Origin of the sequence: Nitrogeniibacter aestuarii, assembly GCF_017309585.1 — a bacterium.
Lineage (GTDB): Bacteria > Pseudomonadota > Gammaproteobacteria > Burkholderiales > Rhodocyclaceae > Nitrogeniibacter > Nitrogeniibacter aestuarii.
The window spans coordinates 3,882,777-3,893,074 of record NZ_CP071321.1 but is presented as its reverse complement, the minus strand read 5'-3'; the positions used below and the strand labels follow the sequence as shown (position 1 = coordinate 3,893,074).

At 62.8% G+C, this 10,298-nt stretch carries 9 protein-coding genes; 6 read left to right on the top strand and 3 right to left on the bottom strand.

From position 1 onward, the window contains the following. Positions 1-12 precede the first annotated feature (12 nt). The 5 genes from J0W34_RS17990 to J0W34_RS17970 all read left to right on the top strand — a co-directional run bounded on the left by J0W34_RS17990 (position 13) and on the right by J0W34_RS17970 (position 6,760). Positions 13-1,572 (top strand): SpoIIE family protein phosphatase, encoded by a 1,560-nt coding sequence (locus J0W34_RS17990; RefSeq protein WP_227816633.1) that lies wholly within the window; start codon positions 13-15, stop codon positions 1,570-1,572. Between the two features lie 418 nt (positions 1,573-1,990). After that, a complete protein-coding gene (locus J0W34_RS17985) occupies positions 1,991-3,394 on the top strand; it encodes a CmpA/NrtA family ABC transporter substrate-binding protein (protein WP_227816632.1) in 1,404 nt (467 codons plus the stop codon). Positions 3,395-3,461: 67 nt separating this feature from the next. Continuing rightward, positions 3,462-4,478 carry an ABC transporter permease gene (locus J0W34_RS17980; RefSeq protein WP_230969697.1) on the top strand — a complete coding sequence of 339 codons (1,017 nt, stop codon included), beginning with the start codon at positions 3,462-3,464 and terminating at the stop codon, positions 4,476-4,478. A gap of 30 nt (positions 4,479-4,508) precedes the next feature. Further along, the gene (locus tag J0W34_RS17975) at positions 4,509-6,272 is read left to right on the top strand and encodes an ABC transporter ATP-binding protein (RefSeq protein ID WP_230969696.1); all 1,764 of its coding nucleotides are present in this window, start codon (positions 4,509-4,511) and stop codon (positions 6,270-6,272) included. Between the two features lie 182 nt (positions 6,273-6,454). Continuing rightward, complete coding sequence (locus tag J0W34_RS17970) at positions 6,455-6,760, top strand: PilZ domain-containing protein (protein ID WP_227816629.1); 306 nt, start codon at positions 6,455-6,457, stop codon at positions 6,758-6,760. 12 nt (positions 6,761-6,772) lie between these two features. On the opposite strand, the gene J0W34_RS17965 is transcribed toward J0W34_RS17970, so the two are convergent. The 3 genes from J0W34_RS17965 to J0W34_RS17955 form a co-directional block, all read right to left on the bottom strand. Continuing rightward, a complete protein-coding gene (locus J0W34_RS17965; protein ID WP_230969695.1) occupies positions 6,773-7,270 on the bottom strand; it encodes a ribonuclease HI family protein in 498 nt (165 codons plus the stop codon). Positions 7,271-7,280: 10 nt separating this feature from the next. Then, the gene (locus tag J0W34_RS17960) at positions 7,281-7,583 is read right to left on the bottom strand and encodes a ferritin-like domain-containing protein (protein ID WP_230969694.1); all 303 of its coding nucleotides are present in this window, start codon (positions 7,581-7,583) and stop codon (positions 7,281-7,283) included. 81 nt (positions 7,584-7,664) lie between these two features. Then, positions 7,665-8,978: an APC family permease gene (locus tag J0W34_RS17955; RefSeq protein ID WP_230969693.1), complete on the bottom strand. Its 1,314-nt coding sequence runs from the start codon at positions 8,976-8,978 to the stop codon at positions 7,665-7,667. Between the two features lie 194 nt (positions 8,979-9,172). On the opposite strand from J0W34_RS17955, the gene J0W34_RS17950 reads away from it, so the two are divergent. Further along, entirely contained in the window at positions 9,173-10,285 is a 1,113-nt protein-coding gene (locus J0W34_RS17950) for a mechanosensitive ion channel family protein (RefSeq protein ID WP_230969692.1), read from the top strand. Positions 10,286-10,298 lie beyond the last annotated feature (13 nt).

The following is a 10,298-nucleotide window of genomic DNA, read 5'->3' as shown; positions in this document are numbered from 1 at the left end:
AAATCGGCGCCCATGACCGTTCTGATCGCGGACGACACCTCCGCGAACCGGAACATGATGCAGTTGTTCCTGAAAAAACTCGGGCTCGAGTCGATCTGCGCGGTCGACGGCCGCGACGCGGTCGAAGCCTTCGAGCGGGAAAAGCCCGACATCGTGCTCATGGATCTGATGATGCCGGAAATGGATGGCTTCGAAGCCACCCGCCGGATTCGAGCCGCCCAGTTCGGTGAGTGGACGCCCATCGTCATCATGTCGGCGCTCAACGCCGATGCCGATATTGTCTCCGGGCTGGATGCCGGTGCGGACGACTATCTGGTCAAACCGATTTCCTTTACCGTGTTCGCGGCCAAGATGCGCACCATGCAGCGGCTGCTTGCCATGGAGCGCGGGCAGCGCGAACTGCTGGGGCGGGTGCAGGCGATTTCCAATGCGGTGATCGACGGCATCATCACGACGGACGAGCGGGGGATCATCCAGTCCGCCAACCCGGCGGCGCACCAGATGTTCGGCTACGGCGCGGGCGAACTGGTGGGCCAGAACGTGCGCATCCTCACGCCGAGCCCGCACCGGGAGAACCACGACCGCTATCTTGAGAACTATGCCAATGGCGGTGCAAAGAACATCATCGGTACCGTTCGCGAACTGGCCGGTGTGCGGGCCAATGGAGAATCGTTTCCGCTTGAGTTGGGTGTGACCGAGCTGATCATTGATGATCGCAAGGTGTTCATCGGGGTGCTGCGCGACATCAGCGAGCGGGTGCGGGTGCGCAAAGAGCGCGAACAGCATGCGGAGCACCTGCAGCGGTTTCATGACGAACAGCACCGGGAGCAGGAGCTGGCCCGCCAGATCATGGCCAGCCAGATCAATGCCGAGGCCATGCTCGATCCGCGCATTCACTACACGGTGATGCCTGCGCAGAACTTTTCGGGTGATCTGGTGGTGGCGGCCGCGTCGCCCAGTGGCCGCCTCTATGCCATGCTGGCCGATGCCACCGGGCATGGCCTGTCTGCCGCCGTGAGCGTTCAACCGGTGTTACCGGTGTTCTACGCACTGGTGGCCCAGGATGTGTCGCTGGCCCGGCTGGTGAGCGAGATCAATGATCTGCTGAACCAGTCACTGCCCGTGGGGCGCTTTGTCGGCGCCGCCATCATGAGTATCGAACCGGCCGGTGGTGCCGCGGATGTGTGGGTAGGGGGTGTCCCGGCGGTGCTGGTGGTGGGCGAGAACGGCCGGGTGCGCATGCGCGTGCCGTCCAAGCAATTGCCGCTGGGGGTCATCGAGAGTACGCGCGAGGGCTGCGAGCCCGAGCGTATCAAGCTGTCGAGCGGCGAGCAGGTGGTCCTGTATTCCGACGGTGTCACGGAGGCCATTGGTGCCGATGGGCATGAATTCGGTCTGCTGCGCCTGGAAGAGGTGCTGGCCAGTGCGCCCCGCGATCAGCGCGTGACCGCCGCCAAGGAGGCGCTCGCTGACCATCTGGCGGGCATATCGGCCCATGACGACATGTCCTTGCTCATGGTCGACACCGACGCGTTGCAATCGGCGACCCGCGCCATCGATCCCGTGATCTGACGGACTCACCGACGTGTTGACGACCCGGCTGCGTGCCGGGTTTTTTTCTGCCCGGCATTCCTCAGGAAGCATTTGCTTGCACTATTGCGTTGCACCATTCGTGTGCCGATGCACGTTCCGGGTGCGCAGCGCCTCTTTAAAGGGAGTGGCTCCAGGAATGAAAATGAGAGGGTAAACAAATCAAATCCTTATAAAACATGTGTTTATGTTTTTTGGCACACCGCTTGCGTAGTTTGAGGCGACAACACCGGGTGCATTCGATCATCCCAATGACGGGTCGAGCGGATGTGCGGGTGAGAGATACGAGCTGAACGGTCTGTCGGACCGGGCCGGGCGAGGATGCTACGGTCAGCGCCTCTAACGATGGGGGCAACTCATTGATTTCAAATATTTTGATTTCGCATTAGGAGTTGAATCCATGACGCATCAAGTGCAAAAGCCCTCCCATTCCGCCATCAAGAGCGCCATCCGTGGCATCGTGGCGTCCACGCTCATCGCGGTCGGTGCCATGAACGCCGCCCACGCATTGCCCGAGGACGTGGAAAAGCCGGACCTGAAGTTCGGCTTCATCAAACTGACCGACATGGCCCCGCTGGCCGTGGCTTACGAGAAGGGCTACTTCGAGGAAGAAGGCCTGTACGTGACCCTGGAGGCGCAAGCCAACTGGAAGGTGCTGCTCGACCGCGTCATTTCCGGTGAGCTCGACGGCGCGCACATGCTGGCCGGCCAGCCGCTGGGTGCCACCATCGGCTACGGCACCAAGGCCCACGTGATCACCGCCTTCTCCATGGATCTCAACGGCAACGGCATCACCGTGTCCAACGAGGTCATGGAAAAGCTCAAGAAGAAGCTGCCCCTTCAGCCGGACGGCAAACCGGTGCATCCGATTCAGGCCAAATACCTGAAAGAAGTGGTCGACGACTACAAGAAGGAAGGCAAGCCCTTCAAGATGGGCATGGTGTTCCCGGTCTCGACCCACAACTACGAGCTGCGCTACTACCTGGCCTCGGGTGGCATGAACCCGGGCTACTACGCGCCGAAGAAGGGCGATACCGCCGGCACCATCAGCGCCGACGTGCTGCTCTCCGTGACCCCGCCGCCGCAGATGCCGGCGACCATGGAAGCCGGCACCATCTATGGCTACTGCGTGGGCGAGCCGTGGAACCAGCAGGCCGTGTTCAAGGGCATTGGCGCACCGATCATCACCGACTACGAAATCCAGACGAACAATCCGGAGAAAGTTTTCGGTGTGACCAAAGAGTGGAACGACAAGTATCCCAACACCCACAAGGCCGTGGTCAAGGCCATGATTCGCGCCGCTTACTGGCTGGATGCGGACAACAACAAGAACCGGAAGGAAGCGGCCAAGATGATTTCCGCTTCCAACTATGTGGGCGCCGACTACAAGGTCATCGCCAACTCCATGACCGGCACCTTCGAGTACGAGAAGGGTGACGTGCGTCAGGTGCCTGACTTCAACGTGTTCTTCCGCTACAACGCGACCTACCCGTACTACTCCGATGCCATCTGGTACCTCACCCAGATGCGTCGCTGGGGCCAGATCGCCGAGTTCAAGCCCGATAGCTGGTACATGGAAACCGCCAAGAGCGTGTATCGCCCGGACATCTACGCCGAAGCCGCGAAAGAGCTGATCGCCGAAGGCAAGATGAAGGCGTCCGACTTCCCTGATTTCGCCACCGAAACCGGCTTCAAGCCGGCCCAGGACGACTTCCTCGACGGGATTGTCTATGACGGCTCCAAGCCGAACGCCTACATCGACAGCTTCAAGATCGGCCTGAAGGGCAAAGACGAGATCAAGTAAAAATCACGACTTGTGCTGACCCGGCCGGCACCGACCGGCCGGGCAGATACAGGCGGAGGGCAAAATCATGCTGAACGCAACCGCAAACTTCCTGAACAAGACCGGGCTGACCTGGTTTGTTCCTTTCGTTCGACTGGTGCAGGGCGATGACCCCAGCGCGCAGATCAAGAACATTCTCATGATGATCGGCGTGCCGATCATCGCCATGGCTTTGTTCCTCGGCGTGTGGCATGTGGCCGCCTCGGGCGTGCAGACCTCCCTGGGCGCGATTCCCGGTCCGGCGCAGGTGTGGGAAGAGGCCATCGGCCTGATCGATGAGCATCACGCCGAACGCGAGAAGGCCGTGGCCTTCTACGAGCGTCAGGAAAAGCGCAACGCCGCCATCCTGGAGCGCAACCCCCAGGCCGAGGTGAGCATTCGTCCCTATACCGGCAAGCCGACCTATTTCGACCAGATCGTGACCAGCCTCTACACGGTGTTCACCGGCTTTGCGATCGGTACCCTGATCGCCGTGCCGCTGGGCATTCTGTGCGGCCTGTCCAAGATGGTGCAGACCGCGGTCAACCCGCTCATCCAGATCTTCCGCCCGGTCTCGCCGCTGGCCTGGCTGCCGATCGTGACCCTGGTGGTCAGCGCGGTGTATGTGTCTGCCGACCCGATGTTTTCAAAGAGCTTCATCGTCTCGGCCATCACCGTGACCCTGTGTTCCCTGTGGCCGACCCTGATCAACACCGCGGTGGGTGTGGCCTCCATCGACAAGGACCTGATCAACGTGGCCAAGGTGCTGCGCCTGTCCTGGTGGACCAAGGTCACCAAGATCGTGCTGCCGTCCTCGCTCAAGCTGATCTTCACCGGTCTGCGCCTGTCCCTCGGGGTGGGCTGGATGGTGCTGATCGCCGCCGAGATGCTGGCGCAGAACCCGGGCCTGGGCAAGTTCGTCTGGGACGAGTTCCAGAACGGTTCCTCCCACTCGCTGGGCCGCATCATGGTGGCGGTGTTCACCATCGGTTTCGTGGGCTTCCTGCTCGACCGCATCATGCACACGCTGCAATTGCTCGTGAGCTTTGGTGAAAACGAGCAGTAAGACGCTGCCCATCGAATTGAGGACACCGTGATGAATGCATTACCCGTGAAAAAGGAAGAAGCCGTGCTCAGCTCGCCCGAGCTGCGCACGGTGGCGCCCACGGCGCCGGCCTTCCTGGAAGTGAAGAACCTGTCCAAGAGCTACGGCAGCGGCGCCAATGAAACCTGCGTGCTCAAGGACATCAATCTCAGCATCCGCGAGGGCGAGTTTGTCGCCATCGTGGGTTTCTCCGGCAGTGGCAAGACCACGCTCATTTCGCTGATCGCCGGCCTCATCGAGGCCGACGGGGGCGAGGTGGTGCTCAAGGGCAAGAAGGTCACCGAGCCCGGGCCCGACCGCGGCGTGGTGTTCCAGAACTACTCGCTGATGCCGTGGATGACCGTGCGCCAGAACGTGGCGCTGGCCGTGGATCAGATCTTCCCCGACCTGTCTGCCGCTGAGCGCAAGGGCCGCGTCGAGAAGTACATCGACATGGTCAGCCTGTCGCACGCGGTCGATCGCCGTCCGGCAGAGCTCTCCGGCGGCATGCGCCAGCGGGTGAACGTGGCGCGCGCCCTGTCGGCCAGCCCCGAGATCCTGCTGCTCGATGAGCCGCTCTCGGCGCTCGACGCCCTGACCCGGGCCAATCTCCAGGACGAGATCCTGGAGATCTGGAACAAGGAGAAGAAGACCGTCATCCTCATCACCAACGATGTGGATGAGGGCCTGATCATGGCCGACCGCATCATCCCGCTCAACCCGGGCCCCGGCGCCACCTTCGGCCCCGAGTTCGTCATCGATCTGCCGCGTCCGCGCGACCGTACTGCGATGAACCACGATCCGGAGTTCAAGCGCCTGCGCAAGGAAGTGACCGAGTACCTGATGCGCGTCGGTGCCGAGCAGGCCGCCGAGGCCGGCGACGTGGTGGCCAAGCCGAACATCCTGCCGAACACGAGCAGTGAATACATCGGCGGGATCAACAAGGATCTGCGGCCGGGTTCGGCCAGCGCGGCCGATGCGACCGAGCTGCCGCACTACGACCGCTACGTGGAGTTCTCCAAGGTCTGCAAGGTCTATCCGACCAAGAAAGGCCCGCTCACCGTGGTGGAAGACTTCGACCTGCGCATCCGCAAGGGCGAATTCATCTCCGTGATCGGCCATTCCGGTTGCGGCAAATCCACCGTGCTGTCGATGGTGGCCGGTCTCAACCCGATCTCCAGTGGCGCAGCGCTGCTCGACAACCGGGAAGTGGATGGCGCCGGTCCGGACCGGGGCATCGTGTTTCAGGCCCCCAGCCTGATTCCCTGGCTGTCGGCCTACGACAATGTGGCGCTGGGTGTGGAGCAGGTCTATCCGCACGCCACCCGGCAGGAACGCCACGATATCGTCATGCACTTCCTGGCGCGGATCGGACTGGCCGATGCCGTGCACAAGAAGGCGGCCGAGCTGTCCAACGGCATGAAGCAGCGTGTGGGTATCGCCCGTGCGTTTGCCCTGTCGCCCAAGCTGCTGCTGCTCGACGAGCCCTTCGGCATGCTCGACTCGCTGACCCGCTGGGATCTGCAGGAAGTGCTGATGGACGTGTGGAGCCGCGAACAGCTCACCGCCATGGTGATCACCCACGACGTGGACGAGGCCATTCTGCTGGCCGATCGCGTGGTGATGATGACCAATGGCCCCAACGCCAAGGTCGGCAAGATCCTCGAAGTGGATCTGCCGCGCCCGCGCACCCGCAAGATGCTGCTCGAGCATCCGGACTACTACCGCTTGCGTGAAGAGTTGCTCACCTTCCTCGAGGAATGTGACAACCACTGAGCGCACCCCGAAGTACCTCAGCAAACGAACTTGCAATCAGTTTGCTCTCTGCTTCACCGGCCCACTGGGCCGGTTTTTTTTCACGCATGGCGTGTATTCGGGTTGAAGCTCGTCGCGATTGTGCCGATAGTCTTTCGGATAACGCGAAAATCGGTTCGCGTTCTGCCTGATTGTGGAGAGATATGACCTCTGCTCGCGATGACCGCCGCACCTCCCGGCGCATTCCGCTCGGCTGTGACGCCCTGATCCAGCCGCCCAACCAGACCCAGCGCTACGAGGCGGCCTGTCTTGAGATCAGCCCGGGTGGGCTGACGCTCGAAACCGATTACGTGCCGCGTATCTCGGAAGTGCTCGATGTGCTGGTGCATCAGCCCGATGGCGGCATCGAGCGCCCGCCGCTGCATGTGCGGGTCGAGGTCAAGCGTTGCCATCGCACCGAGGAAGGCAAGTACCAGCTTGGCGCTCAGATCATTCAGGTCATGAAGTAGCCGACGGCAGGGCTAAGGCCGGCGCTTTCGCGAAATCGGCCGGTTCGCCGGCTTGGGCGCCAGGCCGAGCGCCCCTCGGGCCAGTGTGTCTGCCTCGCTGTTGCGGTGACGCGGGATCCAGAAAAGTTCAGCGTGCTCGAAGGCGTGCAGTGCTTTTCTGGCATCGAGCACCAGCTCCCGAAGCCTTTCCGAGCGCGTCTGGTGTTCGCCGCCAACATGTCGGACGACGAAGTCGCTGTCGCTGAAGATCGTCAGGGCGGTGATCCCGGCGTCGCGCGCGAGCGCAAGTCCATGGATCAGTGCGTGAAGTTCCGCCGCGTTGCTGCATCCGTGACGCCCGCGCAGTGACTCGCGGCGAGTGCTGCCGTCCGGTGCTTCAAGCACCACGCCCATCCCGAGCGCGCCCGGGTTGGGCGCTGCAGTGCCATCGATCCACAACCGCCACAGGGAGACTGCCTCGGCAGGAGCCACGGCCGGTTGCGGCGGGAGCACCGCGCTCAGCGCTCCCATGCCGGTTCGATCAATGGTCGTGACCGTCGCCGTGGCTGAGCGACTTGTCGGTGAACAGCCAGTCTTTCAGTTCGTGGTCGAACTTCTTGTCGCGGCGGCGGATCCATTCGAGCACCATCGCGGCGTGTTCTTTCTCTTCGTCACGGTTGTGCTCCAGGATGGCCTTCAGATCCGGGTCTTTACAGGCGTCCACGCGCTGTTGATACCAATCGACGGCTTCAAGCTCTTCCATCAAAGATACGATGGCCCGGTGCATGTCGCGGGTCTCGTCGCTCAGCTCCTCGATCGGTTCGTGATAGCCCTCACTTGCCATGATGCTTCTCCATTCGTGATTGAGAGTTGGTAAAACCGGCGTCTGACCACAGAGTAGCGCAATCGGCCGCTGCACGGGCGTCTAGTCCTCGCCGGGGTGATGGCGCAGGAACAGGCGCTCGCCGGCAAAAATGATCGCCAGTCCGGCGACGGCCGCGTAAATGACGACCCTGTCGTCGCTGGCCTTGACGGCGATCAGTGCCACCAGAAGCACGGCGTCGAGGACGAGCGCAGTGATCAAGACCCAGCGGGCCGCGTCGATGTCGTCCCGGACGTGACGGAGGATGCCCCAGTGGATGGCCATGTCCATGATGATGTAGAAGATCGCCCCCAGCGCGGCGATGCGGCTCAGGTCGAAGAAGAGGGTCAGCACGATGGCAAACACCACGGTGTAGACCAGGGTGTGCTTCTGGATATCGCCCGGCATGCCGAAATGGCGGTGCGGCACCAGTTCCATGTCCGTGAGCATGGCCAGCATCCTCGAGACGGCAAATACGCTGGCGATGACGCCCGAGACGGTGGCGATGATGGCGAATACGACGGTGAACCACAGTCCGGCGTCGCCGAAGGCGGGTCGTGCGGCTTCGGCCAGCGCGTAGTCTCGCGCCTGGATGATCGCGTCGATGCTCAGATTGGCACCCACGGCGACGCTCACCAGCAGATAGAGCGCCAGACAGATGAGCAGGGCAATGATGATGGCCCGTCCCACGTTTCGGTGCGGGTCGGTGATTTCACCGCCGCTGTTGGTGATGGTGGTGAATCCCTTGAACGCCAGCAGGGCCAGCGCGGTGGCACCCAGGAAACTGCCGGGGGTTGCTCCACTGCCCTGAGCGGTCAGACTGCCCACGGACAGCCCTGCGGCCCACAGCCCGCCCACGGCGAAGACCGCGATACCGCCGATCTTGAGAAACGCGGTCAGATACGACAGGCGCTCAATCACGCTGTTGCTCAGGATGTTGACCAGAAGGGCCACCACCAGCAGGCCGACGGCCAGGGTGACCACCAGCCATTCGGGCTTGCCCACGTCGAAGAGCTCCAGTGCGTAGGTGCCGAAAGTTCGGGCCACCAGCGACTCGTTGATGACCATGGAAAAGTACATGAGCAGGGCGCAGGCGCCGGTCATGACGCTGCGCCCATAGGCCTTCCTGAGAAACATGGCGATGCCGCCCGCCGAGGGGTAGGCGTTGGCCATCTTCACGTAGGAGTAGGCGCTGAATCCGGCGACCACGGCCGCGGCGAGGAAGGCCAGTGGAAACCACACGCCGGCAAGTTCAGCCACCTGCCCGGTGAGCGCGAATATGCCGGCGCCGATCATGACGCCGGTGCCCATGGCGACAGCGCCACCGAGGCTCAGGCTGTTCTTTTCGTATTGCTGATCGTGGGCATGCTCGCTCATTGACTCTCCGTCAGTGATGTGTGCGTTGCGCTCACGGGTCCGACAACGCGCACTTCGCGCAGTTTCGCCGGGGCGGTTGATTGTCCCGTGTGGCATGGCCTTCATCTTTTGCGGAACCTTCGCGCGCCAAAGCGACCCCATTTATTGCATCGCAAAAAAATGGCAGGCCCGGGGCCACGCCAAAGGACGCCTCAATGGAAGAAGAACTGCCGCTGGAACTGGGCAAGGTCGAAGCCCTGATCGACACCTCGTCGCATCCCTGGGTCACCACGCTGGTGGTGGTGGCGCTGGTGATCGTCGCGATGGGGATGATTCATGTCGCACTGCACTTCGCGCTCACACGGGTGACGCGACCCGTGCCGCTGATGCACGCCCTGGTCAACGGCACACGCGGCCCCATGCGCTGGACGCTCATCGCGGCCGGGCTCACGGCCTTGTTCAATGTGTCGCCGGATGACCTGGTGGCCATCGAGGAGGTGCGCCACGGGGCCTTGCTGCTACTCATCGGCGGACTGACCTGGGTGGCGGTGGCGGCCGTGCGCAGCGTGGGAGCCGGTGTGCTCGACAACTACGGTGACGGCAACGGTCGCGGGGAATATCACGCGCGCCGTGTGCAGACGCAGACGCGGGTGCTGGTGAGGATTCTCGGGTTTCTGATCGGGCTGGTGGGCGTGGCCGGCATGCTGATGACCTTTCCCGGTGTGCGCCAGATCGGCGCCAGCATGATGGCCTCGGCCGGGGTCGCGGGGCTGGTGATCGGTTTTGCCGCCCGGCCGGTGCTGTCGAACCTGCTGGCCGGCCTGCAGATTGCGCTCACGCAGCCGATCCGCATCGGTGATGTGGTGATCGTGGAAAACGAGTGGGGCTGGATCGAGCAGATCTTTTCCACCTACGTGGTGGTGCGCGTGTGGGACGAGCGCCGCCTGGTGGTGCCGCTCAACTACTTCATCGAAACCCCGTTCCAGAACTGGACGCGCGACAGCTCGCAGCTCATTGGCGGTGTGCACTGGTGGGTGGATTACCGCATGCCGCTGCAGCCCATGCGCGACGAGCTCAAGCGCCTGTGCGAGACGGCCCCCGAATGGGATGGGCGGGCGCAGCTGATTCAGGTGGTCGACGCCAGCGACCGGGCCATTCAGCTACGCGCCCTGGTGAGCGCGCCCGACGCCCCCAAAGCCTGGGATCTGCGCTGCCGGGTGCGCGAGGGCATGGTCGACTTCATCCAGCGGGAGTATCCGCAGTTCCTGCCGCAGATCCGTAGCGACCTCGTTGGTGCGGAGCGCACCACGGCAGTGCTTGATCACTGAAATGGTGCGTCGT

Bases quoted from the DNA above. Each gene is read 5' to 3' on its own strand.
- J0W34_RS17965 (WP_230969695.1), bottom strand. From the start codon at position 7,270: ATGGGAGCGCTGAGCGCGGTGCTCCCGCCGCAACCGGCCGTGGCTCCT.
- J0W34_RS17990 (WP_227816633.1), top strand. From the start codon at position 13: ATGACCGTTCTGATCGCGGACGACACCTCCGCGAACCGGAACATGATG.
- J0W34_RS17985 (WP_227816632.1), top strand. From the start codon at position 1,991: ATGACGCATCAAGTGCAAAAGCCCTCCCATTCCGCCATCAAGAGCGCC.
- J0W34_RS17980 (WP_230969697.1), top strand. From the start codon at position 3,462: ATGCTGAACGCAACCGCAAACTTCCTGAACAAGACCGGGCTGACCTGG.
- J0W34_RS17955 (WP_230969693.1), bottom strand. From the start codon at position 8,978: ATGAGCGAGCATGCCCACGATCAGCAATACGAAAAGAACAGCCTGAGC.
- J0W34_RS17950 (WP_230969692.1), top strand. From the start codon at position 9,173: ATGGAAGAAGAACTGCCGCTGGAACTGGGCAAGGTCGAAGCCCTGATC.
- J0W34_RS17970 (WP_227816629.1), top strand. From the start codon at position 6,455: ATGACCTCTGCTCGCGATGACCGCCGCACCTCCCGGCGCATTCCGCTC.
- J0W34_RS17975 (WP_230969696.1), top strand. From the start codon at position 4,509: ATGAATGCATTACCCGTGAAAAAGGAAGAAGCCGTGCTCAGCTCGCCC.
- J0W34_RS17960 (WP_230969694.1), bottom strand. From the start codon at position 7,583: ATGGCAAGTGAGGGCTATCACGAACCGATCGAGGAGCTGAGCGACGAG.